Below are 16,509 nucleotides of genomic sequence, written 5' to 3'. Positions count from 1 at the left end.
ATGTCCTTTTTGGCTTGCGTGATGAAGGAAAATCAGAGGTAGCATTTCCACTTTACTTTTTGGTAAGGTTGAAAAAAGGAGTGATGCTTTTTGAAGTATTCAGCACAATATTTTATTGAACATTTAAAGTTAGCCGAACATCCTGAAGGGGGCTATTACATTTCATCGTTTCGTGCATCGGACGATATAGCAGTGAGAGATGTACAGAGACCGATTTATACTAGTATATATTTCCTTCTGCGCTCACAGGATATTTCACATTTACATCGCCTACAATCGGACGAGCTATGGTATTATCACGCAGGAAGCCCACTAACAGTTCATATGATTTTCCCAGATGGGACATATGAAGCGAAGAAGCTTGGCTTGAATATAGAAGCAGGGGAAGTCCCTCAGCTTGCAGTACCAAAGCATACAATTTTCGGCTCGTCGGTGGAGGAGTCGGATACATTTAGTTTAGTCGGATGTATGGTGGCGCCAGGCTTTGACTTTGAGGATTTTGAATTGTTTACACAGGAAGAGCTTTTAGCAGATTATCCTCAGCACAAGGAAGTTATTCATAAAATGGCCTACAAAACAATTGAATAGAAAAACGGCCGTCTCAATTATTTTGAGACGGCATGATTCGTTCACCACAGTATTTCTTCAGGATAATTAAGTTGAATTTGAATATCATGTAATGCTTGTTTCGTTTCAATAGCTGCTTCCATCAGGTGGGATTTTAATGCTACATATTCATGGTCCTCTACCATTAATCGCACAGCAAATGCAGCTAAATGCGCCTGACGTTCCTCTTTACTTAATTCAATATATTCTAGATTTAGAACATCCACGTACTGTGTTGCGAAACGGAAAGTTAAGGGATTTTTAGCATGTAACATTCTTAAAAACACAACATAATCTTCGTCACTTACCTCCTGTTCTAAACATTCAGCAATAGCCGCTTGAAATTTGCGTATAATAGCTATCTCATGATTCCATATAGAAGCATTGTTTAATTTTTGGTGTAGGTCAATAAAATCATTTAATGCGATTGCACTAAAGATAATTTCTGGCCAAAGAATCTCTGTTGAAAAATAGACATTCTTATTTGGAAAGATGAGTTCATGTTGTGTTAGAACACTCTTATTAAGTCCATTACTAACAAACTCTAGGTGATGCTCACCAAGCATAGCATGTCTTAGTTTATAGCAAACGCTTAAAATACGTAGTCGAGGACCCTGATAATCATAGTATTTATTTTCATCACCAGTTACTTTATAAATAGCATTAATTAGTTCATCTAAATCCCAATAATCCGCACTAATTCGTACCCCTGTTAGTTGGTCTGTGCTTTGAATGGATATCATAGTCCTCGCCCCTCCCTTTGGATGTGTCTATTTTGGTGTGTAATTGAGTAGTTTGAATAGTTCTGCTCGTTCCTTCTCCGTTAAATCACGCCATTGCCCTACCTTTAAATTACCAAGCTTAATATTCATAATACGAATGCGTTGTAGACGCTTAACGGAATACCCTAGTGCTGAGCACATTCGACGAATTTGGCGGTTTAAGCCTTGCTCTAAAATGATTTTAAAGACTTTATCTGAAATCTTTTCCACATGGCATGGTAAGGTTGTTGTATCTAAAATATCGACACCTGCGCCCATTTTTTGGATAAATTGCGCAGTTATAGGCTTATCAACTTGAACAATATATTCTTTTTCATGATGATTTTCAGCACGTAGAATTTTATTGACAATATCGCCATCATTCGTTAACAACAATAGGCCCTCTGATTCCTTATCAAGACGTCCGATATGAAAAATACGTAGGGGATGATTGACAAAATCAACGACATTGCCTTTTATATGACGCTCTGTCGTACTTGTAATCCCGACAGGTTTATTCAGAGCAATGTAAACAAGCTGTTGTTCTTTCTTTACCTCTTTACCATCTACGCAAACAATGTCTCCTGCTTCAACTTGACTACCAACTGTTGCTAGTTCTCCGTTAATCGTTACCTTTCCTTCTGCTATCCATTTATCAGCGCCACGACGAGATATGATGCCTGTTTCACTTAAATATTTATTAATACGCATATTGTTCTCCTATATTTTATATTATTTTTAAGTATACCTTAACGTCGCACATACAGTGAATGCTAGAAGCTTTTCTAGCAAAAATAAATTAGTTGGAAAAGTTTTTGAAAAAGTTGAAATTATTTTATGTTTCTGACAATATATTAGGTGAGAGGGTTTCTATGAAAATATTGTTATTCCGATATAAAATAACGTTTTTTGTAGATAGTTCTCATTAAATTGTGTAAAGGGGAGAAGTAAAATGGTTTATGCATTTCCAAACACTGAAGGATCGGTAGTTCAATTCAAAGAGAAATATGATAATTATATCGGTGGCGAATGGACACCCCCAGTGAAGGGTCAGTACTTTGATAACGTTACTCCTGTTACTGGACAAGTTTTTACACAAATAGCACGTTCCACAGCTGAGGATATTGAACATGCATTAGATGCGGCACATGCTGCTAAGGATGCATGGGGCAAAACATCACCAACCGAACGCGCAAACATTTTACTTAAAATTGCGGACCGTATCGAGCAAAATTTAGAAAAGCTAGCCGTTGCTGAAACATGGGATAACGGTAAAGCGGTACGCGAAACATTAAATGCAGACATCCCTCTTGCAATTGATCATTTTCGTTATTTTGCTGGGGTATTACGTGCTCAAGAGGGCTCAGTAAGCCAAATTGATAACGATACAGTTGCTTATCATTTCCACGAGCCAATTGGCGTAGTCGGCCAAATCATACCTTGGAACTTCCCGTTATTAATGGCTGTATGGAAGCTTGCGCCAGCACTTGCAGCTGGAAACTGTGTCGTATTAAAACCTGCAGAACAAACACCAGCATCGATTATGGTGCTTTTAGAATTAATAGAAGATTTACTACCACCAGGTGTCATTAATGTTGTGAATGGATTTGGCTTAGAAGCAGGGAAACCGCTTGCATCAAATCCACGCATTGGTAAGATTGCCTTTACAGGTGAGACAACAACAGGGCGTTTAATTATGCAATATGCTTCTCAAAACCTTATTCCAGTAACATTAGAACTGGGTGGTAAGTCGCCAAACATATTCTTTGAAGATATTATGGATAAAGATGATGCCTTTTTAGATAAAGCTGTTGAGGGCTTTGTGCTATTCGCTCTAAATCAAGGGGAAGTATGTACTTGTCCTTCACGTGCACTAATTCAAGAATCTATTTACGATAAATTTATGGAGCGCGTATTACAGCGAGTAGAAGCCATTAAAGTTGGCAACCCACTTGATCCAAACACAATGATGGGTGCACAGGCATCTAGTGAGCAAATGGAAAAAATTCTTTCTTATTTAGATATTGGTAAGCAAGAAGGTGCAGAATGTCTAATTGGAGGAGACAAAAATAATGTAGGTGAAGGCTTCGAAAATGGCTACTACATTAAACCAACTGTTTTCAAAGGGCATAATAAAATGCGTATATTCCAAGAAGAAATTTTCGGACCAGTAGTTGCTGTCACGACATTTAAAACGAAAGAGGAAGCATTGGAAATTGCTAATGATACATTATATGGTTTAGGATCAGGTGTTTGGACGAGAGATATTAATACGGCATATCGCTTCGGTCGTGAAATTCAAGCTGGTCGTGTTTGGACAAACTGTTACCATGCATATCCTGCACATGCTGCATTCGGTGGCTACAAAATGTCTGGTGTTGGTCGTGAAAATCATAAAATGATGTTAGCGCATTACCAACAAACGAAAAACTTATTAGTTAGCTATAGCGAAAACAAACTTGGTTTCTTCTAATTCGTAGGGAGGTGCATGAGCGTGGTTGAACGTGTATTAGCTACGGAAGAAGCGCTAGCACTAATCGATCTATTAAAAGAGAAACATGGACCTGTTATGTTTCATCAATCAGGTGGATGCTGTGATGGCTCCTCACCAATGTGTTATCCAGAAGGGGATTTGCTAATAGGAGATCAGGATGTGTGCCTTGGTGAAGTGGGTGGTGCTCCTTTCTATATGCATAAAAATCAATATGATTACTGGAAGCATACACAAATCATATTGGATGTGGTGGATGGCAGAGGCGGCATGTTTTCACTCGAGGGCGTAGAAGGAAAACGTTTCCTAACAAGGTCGAGAGCCTTCACATCTGAAGAAGTGCAAGAGCTAGGGTTAATTTAACAAGTTATCTGTACAGCGGCAAAGTTTTTCTGCCGCTGTTTTTTTATCTGGAAGTAGAAAAGTTATTGTATGGAAAGGGAGGCTTTAGAACACATGACTCTTTTCTTATATTGAGTATTGATTTTGGGCGTTCAAGTGTTTCGATATTAATTTTTATGGAAAAGAGTATGTAAAGCGATATTATTGGATGAATTCCTTAGAAAAAGGAATAGATTTAATCGATCCTTTAAGGTCATGGTAAATAATAGTTTCTTTGTGGTTTTTGCTAACATCGGCCATACCTCCTTTATAGGTTGTTAATATTTTCTATTAAATCAAATAAAGTAAGTAACATACATTAAATTATGTTTACTTTTTATGTTAATTGTTACAAAGAGGGTGAATCTTTCTTACATTATGTTACGTAAAACGGGTAAAGGAGTGTGAAAAATATGGATTATGTGATGATTGAAAATGAATTTGTTAATACAGTAGAGGACGTATCAAAGGCTGCAGGCTGGACGGTGGACCGTAAAATTGTATTAGCTATTGCTAGTACATTTGTAGCGTCAGGAAAAACTTTTGATGCAACGAAGTATAAAAATGTTTTACAAGAGATGAAGAAGCAATCTTCTTGGCTGTCTCCTTTACGAACAACAGTTGGATATAGTATTGCTGCCAACCTCATGGAGCAAGGTGATGCAGAAAAGGCAGTAAAGAATTTACTTACAAATGTGAGCATCTTAAAGCAGGCGAAATTCAGAAGCGGCAATTTTAGCTATATCGGAGCACAATTTTTGACGGAGGATGAACAGGATAAAAAGACACATGCACAGGCGGCTAGAGCCTTATTTGATGCCATACGTAAACATCATCCATTTTTAACCTCATATGAGGATATTCCTTATGCCATATTATTAAGCAGTCCATCTGATGATGTTGAATTACGCGCGGATACCATGAATCGATACTATAAAGAACTAAGAACTTATAATTTTAATGCTGGCAATGAGCTCCAATGGCTTTCACAGGTATTAACATTTTTATCATCCAAATTTGATGGTCAGCTAGTACCAGATGTTGTGACACTTCGTGATGGGCTCAAAAAGCAAAACGTTAAAGTCAAGGCTATGCATTATCCTTTACTTGGCTTTTTAGCCATACTTAATCTGAATAAAGCACAACTTCAAGGGTTGATTGATTTATACCATGAATTAAAAGACATGAAGTTATTAAAATGGCATCGTGAATTTGTGCTCTTTATGGCTGTACAAATTGCTATTTATGATATGGCAAAGGTACAAAAGTCTTTGTCCATGACCATTATGTCTTCTATTGAGCTATTAATCCAAGCACAGCAAGCAGCAATGATCGCAGCGGTTAGTGCAGCTGCCATTGCATCTAGCTCAAGTTCTTCGTGATAGAATAAAGAAGAACATGATTATTTGGAGGTGCATTTGAAGGATGAAGGAAACAAAACTTTGGATTAATGGTCAGTGGATTGATGCAGAGGAAAGCTATGAGCTAGCTTCTCCATATAGCGGTGAGGTTATTGCTCATGTAGCTAAAGCATCTATTCAAGATGTAGAGAAAGCTATCGAAGGTGCGCAGCAGGCATTCCAATCGTTTAAAAAGACAACAGCCTACGAACGTGCCGAAATATTATATAAAGTCGTTGATATAATGCGACAAAGAAAAGAAGAACTAGCAGAGATTTTAGCCTTAGAGGCTGGAAAACCTATTGTTGCAGGTTTAGCTGAAATTGACCGTACAATCGCAACCTATCAATTTGCGGCTGAGGGAGCTAAACAGTCAAAAGGTGAGACTGTTCCAATGGATGCAGCCCCTGGAGCAGGAGATCGAATAGGCTGGACAAAAAGAGAACCTTTAGGTGTAATATCAGCCATTACGCCTTTTAATTTTCCATTCAATTTAGTGGCACATAAGTTAGGTCCAGCATTTGCAGTAGGCAATACAGTTGTATTAAAGCCAGCAACACAAACGCCACTAAGTGCTATCGTTATGGCTGAGATTTTCCGAGAGGCCGGATTACCGGATGGGGCATTACAAATTGTGACAGGAAGTGGAGGCGAGCTAAGTGATACACTTGTCACACATCCATACGTCAAAAAAGTAACCTTTACAGGAAGTGGTAAAGTTGGCTTGAAAATTAAAGAAAAAGTAGGCTTACGTAAAGTAACTTTAGAGCTAGGTTCTAATGCAGCAGTAATTGTCGAACCATCTACGCCAATAAATAAAATTATTGGTCGTTGTGTAAGCGGTGCTTTTAACTTTGCTGGACAAGTATGCATTTCGTTACAACGTATATATGTGCATTCTTCCATTATTGATGAATTTACTAAAGCATTTGTTGCAGAAACAGAAAGGCTTATAGTAGGAGATCCATTAGAGAAGACTACAGATGTTAGTGCCATGATAAACCCAAATGAGGTGGAACGCATCAGGGAATGGATTGAGGAGGCACAAGAGCAGGGGGCTACGATTGCAACTGGAGGCGTATTTACTGAACGTACTTTAACGCCAACAGTTATGACGAATGTGTCAGCTGATATGAAAATTGTTTGTCAGGAAACCTTCGCACCAATCGTCTCAATTGTTTCATATGAAACATTAGACGACGCAATTCGACTTGTAAATGAGTCGGACCTTGGCCTAAATGCAGGTATTTACACGAATATATTGTCAGATGCTTTATATGCAGCAGATGAATTACAGGCTGGTGCTGTCATTATAAATGATATTCCGACATTCCGAGTAGATAACATGCCATATGGTGGAGTAAAGATGAGTGGTTATGGACGTGAAGGAATTAAGTGGGCTATAGAAGAAATGACTGATATGAAATTTATTTCGATGAAAAAATCGTTCTAAATTTGCATCAGCTCTTTTTCTGCGATACGATGACGAAAGAACAACATGAGAAGGGAAGTTGCAAGAATTATGCCAAACAACGCTGTACCCATGAGCCAATCACGTACGGTTCAATCGCGTCTCGTATTACCCCCAGACACAAATAATCACAATTCTATTTTCGGTGGAAGAGTGTTAGCTTATATTGATGAAATCGCTGCTATTACAGCAATGAAACATGCTAAAGGCCTTGTAGTGACAGCTTCTATTGACTCGGTTGATTTTTTATCCGCTGCACATGTAGGAGATATTCTTGAAATTGAGAGTATTGTTTCGTCTACAGGACGTTCTTCAATGGAGGTTTATGTTCGCGTTGTTTCTCGCAATATTGAGACTGGCGAGGAAAAATTAACGACAGAATCATTTGTCACGATGGTTGCAGTAAATGAGGAAGGGAAACCCGTACCAGTTCCCTCAATCTATCCTGAAACAGATGAAGAGAAGCGTTTATTTGAAACTGGGCCAGCAAGACGAGAGCACCGTAAACAAAAACGTGCATTGCCGCATTAAGGAAAAAGGGAACTCTAAATGAGTTCCCTTTTTATTTTACATATTTAGTTCATTGACAACATTAATGAGCGAGTCGGAAGAAGAAGAGACTAGCGTAGCGCCCTGCGATAATTCAGTGATTAAATTAGAAATGGCTGAAATATCTCTAGATGTATTTACGTATTGCTGCTGAATGCCAGAAACTGCATCAGCAATATCATTAAATGACTTGGATAAGCTTTCTTGTGTATTGACACTATGTTGAATTTTTTGATCAACATTAATAACTGAATTAGCCATAGTCGTAATATTACTTTCTGTGTCCTTAATAAGATGAGAAACATTTTGGACGGCATTTTTTGTTTCCTCAGCAAGTTTACGAACTTCCTCAGCCACCACTGCAAAACCTTTCCCATGTTCTCCAGCTCGAGCAGCTTCAATAGAAGCATTTAATGCTAATAAATTGGTTTGATCAGCAATGCCTGTAACTAGCCCAACGATTTCAGAAATTTTTTGAGAAGAGGTACGTAGTTGGTTCATCGTTACTTCAAGACCATTGACACTTTGCAAAATAACTTGGATTAAATCATTTTGTTCTTTCAATTGCTGTTGGCCTCGTCTTGATTTTTCTTGTGTATCTGCTACGAAACTCAATCCTTGCTTGGTTGCTACAGCAATATCATCTGTTTGTGAGGAAATCACTAATAGTGATGCGGCTGTTTCTTCACTAATGGCATTAAGCTCCTCTGCAGTACTTTGGATCGTCGTTACAAGGGAATTTTTTGTTGCATCTGCTGCTGAGCGAATACGTTCTTCCTCTTTTTCATATGCCTCAATCACGAGTTGTTGCTCAAAATTAATGATTTTACAAAAAGCGTTTATAGCACGAATAGCATCTGTTTTGGAAATATCTACCTCGTTCACAAAGTTTGCAAAAGTAGTAGTGAGTGACTGGAATGAGGCAATATACCACTTTGATTGCAAGCCAATTCGAACGTGAGTCTCAGCAATGGCTTTTCGTTCAGCAATATATGCATCATTAATATGACTTTCAAAAATGTCACTTAAATGTTTATGTAACGTGATTTTTAAACGATCAATATGTGATGTTTTATTAATAATATCAAGTAAATCTTGGCTCAAACTAATGGCTGCATAAAATTTCTCCACCATTTCAGGAATTAAGTCTTTAGCTAAAGGCTGTAGTTGCTTAATGATAGCTAAATCCTCAAGAGTTAAATTTAAAAGTTGTAATTGTTTTTGAAGGTTGGGGTGGTTCAATACATCTAATTGTACACTGCTCTTAAAATTTTCAGGTGTTAATGTAATTGAGTAGCTAGCACTACTATTTTTTGAAAACCAACTCATTATTATTTGCTCCATTCTTAATATCCATAATAAATTGTAAGTAAATAAGCACTTTTGAAATTTGTTAGGTTTGTAAATTTAATAAATAAATGGTATTAAATCTATTTTACTATTATTTGCTGAATATTTGGTTAAAAAATTGGTTATTTCTTTATTTTTTTTACTTTATTGTTAGTCCAAATGGTGAAGCAATGTAAATTTGAATTTAAAATAGGAAACCTGTAAAATACGAACTGTTTAGCAATATAAAAATCGTACGAAAATAAAAATGGAAGGAGGGGTGGTATGGAGAAAAAACGTTTTAAATTTGTTATTCCTGTTATGGTGATTGTTGCCATTGGCTCTGTTTATATGCTACGAAACTATCATGCTGAGGTACCAGATATTGAGCAATTATTAATTACAATATGTGCAGCTTTGGGATCAGGGGTATTAGCGTACTTTTTATTTCCACAGCAAGGTGATAATAAGATTGATGACAGAGGACCATATTAATAGATTAAAAAACTGCTCGTTTTTATTAAAACGAGCAGTCTTTTTATGGTTTAAACAGTTTAAACCAGCCTTTATGTTTAAAGACGGCCAACATAAAGATAACGATAATTATCATAATCCCGAGTACAATAAAATAGCTGTATTGCCCATGTAGCTCAGGCATGTTATCGAAATTCATCCCATACACACCAGCAATGAAGGTAAGTGGTATAAAGATAGTTGATACAATTGTTAAAGTCATCATAATGCCGTTCATTCGGCTAGAACTCATAGCCATATAACTATCTCGCATATCTGCTGTAAGCTCTCGATTAGATTCAACCATCTCTGTTAGCTTAAGTAGATGGTCGTAGATATCTCCAAAATAAGCTCTCTCCGATTTTTTTAGTGAGAAACGGTAAGAATTAAGAATGCGATATAAAAGATCACGCATTGGTAAAATAGTACGTCTTAAGTCAAGCAAGTCACTACGGAACTCGAAGACAATTTTCATGGCATTTACATTACTTTGGTATGTAAGTTCACCTTCTAAAGCATTTAGATGATCTTCAATTTTGTAAACGAGTGGAAAATAACTATCAACAATTTTATCAATGGTTTGATACGTTAGGTATACAGTACCTCGCTCCCAATTCTTCGGTTGGTTTTCCAGCATTTTTTGCACCTTCTCTATCTCAGGGACAGGATTTTTATGGAAGGTTATGATGAATTTATTGGAGGCAAAAATATTAACCTCCTCCGCAGCTAACGTCTCTTCGTTTACTCGATGAATGACAAAGAAATGAAAATCATCATAGAAATCGAGCTTAGGACGCTGCAACCTCATTAAGCAATCTTCAATAGCAAGAGGGTGAAAGTGGAAAAATGTATCCAACAATAATTCTTCCTCTGTTGTAGGACAATTAAAATCAACCCAATACCATTCAAATTCTTGCTGATGAATCTCTTCTAATGGAAAATCCTTTAACAATTGTTGCTGCTTTGTAATGCCAATGGTGCTTATCACGGTTTTCACCTCAAATTATTTACTACAAAATAGTTAGCGATCCTCTTTAAAGCATACCCAACCACCGAACAAAGTAGTGGCAAAAAATCTAGAAGGTTTAGTAAAGCCCGCACTTTGTAAAAGTGTTAAAATTTCCTCTTCACTCATAAAAGAAAGGGAACGAATGGATTTTTCCATCTCTGCTACTTCGGATAAAGAAAGTCTAGTATGCTGTAGCCAATAAGAACGCCATAAATCAAATTGTAGTTCTGTTTCTAAAGATCCTAGCTGACCATATTTTGAAACAAGGACAAACGGTGCTCCAGGTTTCAAATGTCTTGCTATTGCTTTTATTGTTTCTAGCTTTTCTTTATAATCGTGAATAAAATGCAAGACGAGAACACAACTTGCTGCATCATACTGAGTAGAGGACAGCGAAGCATCTAGTATTGTAGCCTGATGGAATGACATATTATTTGGTAGAGTGAGCAAACGCTCTTTAGCTATAGTAAGCATGGATTCTGATGGATCAATGCCAGTAAATGACCAGTGAGGTCTTCCTTCTGCAAGCTGTATAATTTCATTGCCACTCCCTGCTCCCACGACTAACATGTTAGCATTTTCTGATAGCCTAGAATGATAAAAAGTTTGTATTAAACGTAGCATGGTATCATAACTAGGCAATGTACGGCGAATACCCTTTTCATATTCATTTGCTAATGTGTTGTTAAATTCCAACGCTCCTCACAGCCTTTCAAAAAAATTTTAAAAAATCCTTCTTAATGTGAAACTATTGCGGGTATAGTTTCGTAAATAGTAGTACATAAAACATAGAATAAAGTTCAAAGAAAGGGTTGATATATATGGAGTCTAAATGGTCTAAAGTAATCATACACGCAAGTGCATTTTTTGCGCCATGGTTAGTGCCCATTATTTTCTTTTTAATTAGTTCGGATGAGGAAATAAAGGCAATTTCTATTCAAGCACTGCTATTCCAAATTGTCATGGGTGTTTTAATTGCTATCTCTGTTGTTTTAAGCTTTGTCCTTATTGGCTTACCATTTTTAATCATTTTCGGCATTATGCTATTTGTGGTACCGATTATCGGTATCGTAAAAGCATTGTCTGATGAACCTTGGCGTTATCCAATTGTTGGTCGCTGGGTATAATTTTCATAGACGCAAGTATATGCTAGTTGCATATGCTTGCGTTTTTTCTATGACGAATAAGGGTACATTAGGTGTATGAGGAAATTATTAAACCGTAAACAAATGATCGAAAAGTGCCTTTTTCGGTTATTAAAAAGCCATTTTCAAGACTTTCCACTTTTCTATGGGCGAAATCATTGCAATTTTTTTCAAGCGTTTTGTATAATATACTCAAAGAAAGTCAAAGATAGTCAAAGTCAGTGAAGCAAGCGAGGTGTATTCCTAAAATGCGTAATATATCAGACATCATAGAGGGTTACTTAAAGCAAGTACTTGAATTAGGTGGGGAAGGGCATATTGAAATTAAACGTAGTGAAATTGCTGATAAATTTCAATGTGTACCATCACAAATAAATTATGTTATTAATACAAGATTTACTGCCGAGCGGGGTTACCTTGTTGAGAGCAAACGTGGTGGTGGTGGATACATTCGAATTTTACGTGTCCGCGCGAATTCACAGATTGATTTGATCGACGATGTTCTCAGGCAAATTGAAGGTGGGGCATCACAAACGATGGCAGAAGATTTGGTTTACCGACTCATTGATGAGCAGGTAATTTCCAAGCGAGAAGCGAAATTAATGTTAGCAGCAATTGATCGCTCCACGATCGACTTGCATCTCCCATTAAGAGATGTCATTCGATCAAAAATATTGCGAGCAATGCTGACAACAATAAAATATGAACAACAAAAATAGTGAGGTGATGGAAATGATATGCGAACATTGTAAACAACGTAATGCGACAGTTACAGTAACACAAGTTCAAAGTGGGCAAAAAGTAGAGCATCATTATTGTGACGTCTGCGCCTCACAATTCCATCCATTTCATGCAGAGTTTAAACAAGAGCCAGTATCTATTCAACAGTTATTGTCTAACTGGTTTGGCTCTCCTACATGGCAAAAGGTGGGGGAAAAACAACAGGTACAACCACAGCAGCAAACATGCCCACAATGTGGATTTTCGTATAAGCAATTTTTAAAAGAAGGAAAATTCGGGTGCCCAAGCTGTTATGACACATTTGGAGATCATTTGCCAAAGCTTTTTAATCGTATTCAGGCAGGTCCACAACACATTGGTAAAATGCCTGGTGCTCGCAGTAATGTGTATGTTATTAAAAAGCAAATAGAGGATATCCGCAAGCGTATGAAATCCGCCGTAGATGAAGAACAGTTTGAAGAAGCGGCGAAGCTACGTGATGAAGTCAAAGAGCTAGAGAAGCATCTACAATTTGAAGGTGGTGATGTGACATGATGATTGAATCATTTTTAGAGCGTGCGACACCAACATGGATGCATATCAAAGATGATTACTCAGATATCGTCATTAGTACACGGATCCGCCTTGCACGAAATTTAGATGGCTATCGTTTTCCATTAGCATTTTCAGAAAATGAGGCACTGCAAGTGGAACAGGCCGTTACACATGCAATCAGCGATAGCCCAACGCTTCAAAATGATTATGCTTATTTTGCTATAAAGGATTTAACCCCTTTACAGCGTCAAATTCTTGTAGAAAAGCATTTGATTAGCCCGCAACTGGCTAAAAAAGAGCAAGTGGGCTCTATACTACTCTCTGAAGATGAATCCGTTAGCATTATGGTGAATGAAGAGGATCATTTACGCATTCAATGTATGACAGCAAGTTTTCAACTTCAAAGTGCCTATGAACAAGCAAATAAGATTGATCGTATCCTAGAGAAAGTATTACCATATGCTTTTCGAGATACTTTTGGTTATTTAACAAGCTGTCCAACGAATATTGGTACGGGGCTACGAGCATCCGTCATGATGCATTTACCCGCTCTTACATTAACTGGGCAAATGAATCAAATTATAAATGCCATGACACGCTTAGGAATGACTGTAAGAGGCATATATGGTGAAGGAAGCGAAAATCTAGGGAATGTTTATCAAGTCTCTAACCAAATTACACTTGGGAAGACAGAGGAAGATATATTAGCAGATATACAAAGTGTCGCTGAAAAGATTATTCAAAAAGAGCGACATGCAAGAGGTAAATTAATGGAAAAGGCAGAGCTTGCGCTAGAAGATCGCGTCTATCGAGCTTTAGGCACACTTACACATGCAAGGATTTTAACAAGTGAGGAAGCTGCTACTTGCCTATCTAATGTTCGTTTAGGAGTAGATTTACAATTGATTGATGGTATACAAGCAACGACCTTAAATGAATGTGTTGTTAGTATGCAACCAGGTTTTTTACAGCACTATGCAGGTGAGGCATTACCACCTGCTGAACGGGATCGTGTACGAGCGGAGATGCTTCGTGAGACATTATCCCAAGAACATGCGAATAAGCCTATAAATGGGGAAAAAGGAGAGGATTTATATGATGTTTAATCGTTTTACACAACGCGCGCAAAAAGTATTACAGCTTGCTCAGGAAGAGGCTATTCGTTGGAAGCACGAATCTATCGGTACAGAGCATATTCTATTAGGGCTTATACGTGAAGGCGGCGGTATTGCTGCGAAAGCGTTAGAAGCCATTGATATTAGTCCTCAAACGATTGAAGCTGGCATTGAAGAATTAGTTGGTAAGGGCAAAGAAGATGTCGGTCCAATCGTTCATTATACGCCAAGAGCTAAAAAAGTAATTGAATTATCTGTTGATGAGTCACGTAAATTGGGTCACTCCTATATCGGTACAGAGCATTTATTATTGGCGCTTATACGTGAGGGTGAGGGCGTGGCAGCTCGCGTTTTAAACAATGCGGGAGTCGGCTTAAATAAAGCTCGCCAGCAAGTATTATTGCTATTAGGTAATAATGATAATGCACAATCTGGCCAACAAGCAGCTCAAGCTGCCAATACACCAACATTAGATAGCCTAGCACGTGATTTAACACAAATTGCACGTGAAGGTACATTAGACCCTGTCATTGGCCGAAGCAAGGAAATTACACGAGTTATTGAGGTTTTATCGCGTCGTACGAAAAATAACCCTGTATTGATTGGTGAGCCAGGTGTTGGTAAAACAGCGATTGCTGAAGGATTGGCACAGCAAATTATTAATAATGAAGTTCCAGAAATCCTTCGTGACAAACGTGTAATGACCTTAGATATGGGGACAGTTGTTGCAGGTACAAAATATCGTGGAGAATTTGAAGATCGTTTGAAAAAAGTGATGGATGAAATTCGCCAAGCAGGCAACATCATTTTATTTATTGACGAATTGCATACATTAATTGGCGCGGGTGGTGCTGAAGGTGCGATTGATGCATCAAATATCTTAAAACCATCTTTAGCACGTGGTGAACTTCAATGTATTGGTGCCACAACACTTGATGAGTACCGCAAGTACATTGAAAAGGATGCAGCCTTAGAGCGTCGTTTCCAACCAATCCAAGTGGATGAGCCGACAGTGGAAGAGGCTATTCTAATTATTCAAGGCTTACGCGATCGTTATGAAGCGCATCACCGTGTGAAAATTACAGATGAAGCGATTGAAGCAGCGGCCAAAATGAGTGATAGATATATTTCTGACCGATTCTTACCAGATAAAGCGATTGACTTAATCGATGAAGCGGGTTCTAAAGTACGCTTACGCTCATTCGCAGTGCCACCAAACTTAAAGGCGCTTGAGGATAAGCTTGAAAATGTTCGTTCTGAAAAAAATGCAGCCGTATCAGGTCAAGAATTTGAAAAGGCAGCAGCACTAAGAGATACAGAGCAAAAGCTGAAGGATGAAATTGAAGCTACCCGAAAAAATTGGAAAGAAGAGCAAGGTAAAGCCGAATCTAAAGTAACTGTGGATGATGTAGCAGCAGTTGTCTCAATGTGGACAGGAATTCCAGTAGCTAAAATTGCTTCTGAAGAATCTTCCAAGTTATTACAGCTTGAAGAAGAGTTACACAAACGTGTAGTAGGGCAAGGAGAAGCGGTAGAAGCAATTTCTCGTGCAATACGTCGTGCAAGAGCAGGCCTAAAGGATCCAAAACGACCAATTGGTTCATTTATCTTCTTAGGACCTACAGGCGTTGGTAAAACAGAGCTTGCAAGAGCACTTGCTGAAGTAATGTTTGGCGATGAGGATGCGATGATTCGTGTTGATATGTCCGAGTATATGGAGAAACATTCGACTTCTCGTCTAGTAGGTTCACCTCCAGGCTATGTAGGCTTCGATGATGGTGGCCAACTGACAGAGAAAGTTCGTCGTAAGCCATATTCAGTCGTTTTATTAGATGAAATTGAAAAGGCACACCCTGATGTATTCAATATTCTATTACAAGTGCTTGAAGATGGTCGTTTAACAGACTCTAAGGGACGTGTAGTAGACTTCCGCAATACAGTGGTCATTATGACTTCAAACGTTGGTGCGGATGCATTAAAATACCAAAAGAGCCTTGGTTTCAATGTAGGCGGTGCAGAGTCTAAGCATAAAGACATGAAGGGTACGATGTTAGAAGAATTGAAAAAAGCATTCCGTCCAGAATTCTTAAACCGTATCGATGAAATGATTGTCTTCCACGCATTAGAAAAAGAGCACTTAAAAGAAATCATTGCGATGATGGGCAATGCTTTAACAAAACGCTTGAAAGAGCAAGATATTTCGTTAGAGTTGACTGATGCAGCACTTGAAAAAATTGCTGAAGAAGGCTATGACCCTCAATATGGTGCTCGTCCACTACGTCGTGCATTACAAAAACAAGTAGAGGATCGATTATCGGAAGAATTACTAAAGGGTAATGTAGAAAAGGGTAATCAGGTTATCATTGATTACGTAAACGATGAGTTTGTTGTAAAGAAAAAAGAGGGAGTATCCATCTCTAAATAATTTCAAGGAAAGACAGTGAGGCTTTAAGTGCCAAGCTGT

General features: G+C 38.0%; 17 protein-coding genes and 1 pseudogene. 12 read left to right on the top strand and 6 right to left on the bottom strand.

Features of this window, described 5'->3' with window-relative positions; genetic code table 11:
- The first annotated feature begins 90 nt into the window (after window positions 1-90).
- Entirely contained in the window at window positions 91-588 is a 498-nt protein-coding gene (locus NP781_RS22005; RefSeq protein ID WP_202342475.1) for a cupin domain-containing protein, read from the top strand.
- Between the two features lie 41 nt (window positions 589-629).
- Here NP781_RS22005 and NP781_RS22000 read toward each other — a convergent pair whose 3' ends face one another.
- Both NP781_RS22000 and rluF read right to left on the bottom strand, forming a co-directional pair.
- Entirely contained in the window at window positions 630-1,349 is a 720-nt protein-coding gene (locus NP781_RS22000; protein ID WP_221682398.1) for a DUF6904 family protein, read from the bottom strand.
- Window positions 1,350-1,376: 27 nt separating this feature from the next.
- Window positions 1,377-2,078 (bottom strand): 23S rRNA pseudouridine(2604) synthase RluF, encoded by a 702-nt coding sequence (gene rluF / locus NP781_RS21995; protein WP_221682397.1) that lies wholly within the window; start codon window positions 2,076-2,078, stop codon window positions 1,377-1,379.
- Window positions 2,079-2,319: 241 nt separating this feature from the next.
- Here rluF and adh point away from each other — a divergent pair, with 241 nt between their 5' ends.
- The 5 genes from adh (at window position 2,320) to NP781_RS21970 (ending at window position 7,641) form a co-directional block, all read left to right on the top strand.
- A complete protein-coding gene (adh, locus tag NP781_RS21990) occupies window positions 2,320-3,840 on the top strand; it encodes an aldehyde dehydrogenase (protein WP_004233561.1) in 1,521 nt (506 codons plus the stop codon).
- A 21-nt stretch (window positions 3,841-3,861) separates the two neighbouring features.
- Window positions 3,862-4,221 (top strand): DUF779 domain-containing protein, encoded by a 360-nt coding sequence (locus tag NP781_RS21985; RefSeq protein WP_221682396.1) that lies wholly within the window; start codon window positions 3,862-3,864, stop codon window positions 4,219-4,221.
- 431 nt (window positions 4,222-4,652) lie between these two features.
- Window positions 4,653-5,621, top strand: coding sequence for a DUF4003 family protein (locus tag NP781_RS21980; RefSeq protein WP_257520826.1), 969 nt, complete (start codon window positions 4,653-4,655; stop codon window positions 5,619-5,621).
- Window positions 5,622-5,664: 43 nt separating this feature from the next.
- Window positions 5,665-7,092, top strand: coding sequence for an aldehyde dehydrogenase family protein (locus NP781_RS21975; RefSeq protein ID WP_221682394.1), 1,428 nt, complete (start codon window positions 5,665-5,667; stop codon window positions 7,090-7,092).
- A gap of 69 nt (window positions 7,093-7,161) precedes the next feature.
- Window positions 7,162-7,641: an acyl-CoA thioesterase gene (locus tag NP781_RS21970; RefSeq protein WP_004233566.1), complete on the top strand. Its 480-nt coding sequence runs from the start codon at window positions 7,162-7,164 to the stop codon at window positions 7,639-7,641.
- 36 nt (window positions 7,642-7,677) lie between these two features.
- On the opposite strand, the gene NP781_RS25700 is transcribed toward NP781_RS21970, so the two are convergent.
- Complete coding sequence (locus tag NP781_RS25700) at window positions 7,678-8,322, bottom strand: methyl-accepting chemotaxis protein (RefSeq protein ID WP_225341061.1); 645 nt, start codon at window positions 8,320-8,322, stop codon at window positions 7,678-7,680.
- A gap of 168 nt (window positions 8,323-8,490) precedes the next feature.
- Window positions 8,491-8,988 (bottom strand): annotated as a pseudogene (locus tag NP781_RS25695) (protoglobin family protein); the annotation flags it as partial.
- A 285-nt stretch (window positions 8,989-9,273) separates the two neighbouring features.
- Between NP781_RS25695 and NP781_RS21955 the strand changes: the two are divergent.
- A complete protein-coding gene (locus NP781_RS21955) occupies window positions 9,274-9,483 on the top strand; it encodes a hypothetical protein (protein ID WP_066038316.1) in 210 nt (69 codons plus the stop codon).
- Window positions 9,484-9,526: 43 nt separating this feature from the next.
- Here NP781_RS21955 and corA read toward each other — a convergent pair whose 3' ends face one another.
- Both corA and NP781_RS21945 read right to left on the bottom strand, forming a co-directional pair.
- Window positions 9,527-10,489, bottom strand: coding sequence for a magnesium/cobalt transporter CorA (corA, locus tag NP781_RS21950; RefSeq protein ID WP_257520825.1), 963 nt, complete (start codon window positions 10,487-10,489; stop codon window positions 9,527-9,529).
- A gap of 33 nt (window positions 10,490-10,522) precedes the next feature.
- Window positions 10,523-11,206 carry a class I SAM-dependent methyltransferase gene (locus NP781_RS21945; RefSeq protein ID WP_257520824.1) on the bottom strand — a complete coding sequence of 228 codons (684 nt, stop codon included), beginning with the start codon at window positions 11,204-11,206 and terminating at the stop codon, window positions 10,523-10,525.
- Window positions 11,207-11,331: 125 nt separating this feature from the next.
- Here NP781_RS21945 and NP781_RS21940 point away from each other — a divergent pair, with 125 nt between their 5' ends.
- From NP781_RS21940 to NP781_RS21920, 5 genes are all read left to right on the top strand, one after another.
- Window positions 11,332-11,637, top strand: a complete 306-nt coding sequence (locus NP781_RS21940) for a DUF4870 domain-containing protein (RefSeq protein WP_004233571.1) — start codon at window positions 11,332-11,334, stop codon at window positions 11,635-11,637.
- A 266-nt stretch (window positions 11,638-11,903) separates the two neighbouring features.
- On the top strand, window positions 11,904-12,374 hold the full coding sequence (locus NP781_RS21935; protein WP_004233573.1) for a CtsR family transcriptional regulator: 471 nt from the start codon (window positions 11,904-11,906) through the stop codon (window positions 12,372-12,374).
- A gap of 13 nt (window positions 12,375-12,387) precedes the next feature.
- Window positions 12,388-12,930, top strand: coding sequence for a UvrB/UvrC motif-containing protein (locus NP781_RS21930; RefSeq protein WP_004233574.1), 543 nt, complete (start codon window positions 12,388-12,390; stop codon window positions 12,928-12,930).
- Window positions 12,927-14,036 carry a protein-arginine kinase McsB gene (locus tag NP781_RS21925; protein ID WP_131521806.1) on the top strand — a complete coding sequence of 370 codons (1,110 nt, stop codon included), beginning with the start codon at window positions 12,927-12,929 and terminating at the stop codon, window positions 14,034-14,036. The genes NP781_RS21930 and NP781_RS21925 overlap by 4 nt, the downstream gene beginning before the upstream one ends.
- Window positions 14,026-16,470, top strand: a complete 2,445-nt coding sequence (locus tag NP781_RS21920) for an ATP-dependent Clp protease ATP-binding subunit (RefSeq protein WP_257520823.1) — start codon at window positions 14,026-14,028, stop codon at window positions 16,468-16,470. The genes NP781_RS21925 and NP781_RS21920 overlap by 11 nt, the downstream gene beginning before the upstream one ends.
- Window positions 16,471-16,509 lie beyond the last annotated feature (39 nt).

It is taken from the genome of Lysinibacillus sp. FN11 (genome assembly GCF_024628845.1).
GTDB classification, from domain to species: domain Bacteria; phylum Bacillota; class Bacilli; order Bacillales_A; family Planococcaceae; genus Lysinibacillus; species Lysinibacillus capsici.
The sequence above is the reverse complement of the archived record's forward strand: the minus strand, read 5'-3'. Positions and strand labels throughout refer to the sequence as shown.

Excerpts from the sequence above, each read along its gene's own strand:
- NP781_RS22000 (WP_221682398.1), bottom strand. The coding sequence starts at position 1,349 with ATGATATCCATTCAAAGCACAGACCAACTAACAGGGGTACGAATTAGT.
- rluF (WP_221682397.1), bottom strand. The coding sequence starts at position 2,078 with ATGCGTATTAATAAATATTTAAGTGAAACAGGCATCATATCTCGTCGT.
- adh (WP_004233561.1), top strand. The coding sequence starts at position 2,320 with ATGGTTTATGCATTTCCAAACACTGAAGGATCGGTAGTTCAATTCAAA.
- NP781_RS21980 (WP_257520826.1), top strand. The coding sequence starts at position 4,653 with ATGGATTATGTGATGATTGAAAATGAATTTGTTAATACAGTAGAGGAC.
- NP781_RS21975 (WP_221682394.1), top strand. The coding sequence starts at position 5,665 with ATGAAGGAAACAAAACTTTGGATTAATGGTCAGTGGATTGATGCAGAG.
- NP781_RS21970 (WP_004233566.1), top strand. The coding sequence starts at position 7,162 with ATGCCAAACAACGCTGTACCCATGAGCCAATCACGTACGGTTCAATCG.
- NP781_RS21955 (WP_066038316.1), top strand. The coding sequence starts at position 9,274 with ATGGAGAAAAAACGTTTTAAATTTGTTATTCCTGTTATGGTGATTGTT.
- NP781_RS21940 (WP_004233571.1), top strand. The coding sequence starts at position 11,332 with ATGGAGTCTAAATGGTCTAAAGTAATCATACACGCAAGTGCATTTTTT.
- NP781_RS21935 (WP_004233573.1), top strand. The coding sequence starts at position 11,904 with ATGCGTAATATATCAGACATCATAGAGGGTTACTTAAAGCAAGTACTT.
- NP781_RS21930 (WP_004233574.1), top strand. The coding sequence starts at position 12,388 with ATGATATGCGAACATTGTAAACAACGTAATGCGACAGTTACAGTAACA.
- NP781_RS21925 (WP_131521806.1), top strand. The coding sequence starts at position 12,927 with ATGATGATTGAATCATTTTTAGAGCGTGCGACACCAACATGGATGCAT.
- NP781_RS21920 (WP_257520823.1), top strand. The coding sequence starts at position 14,026 with ATGATGTTTAATCGTTTTACACAACGCGCGCAAAAAGTATTACAGCTT.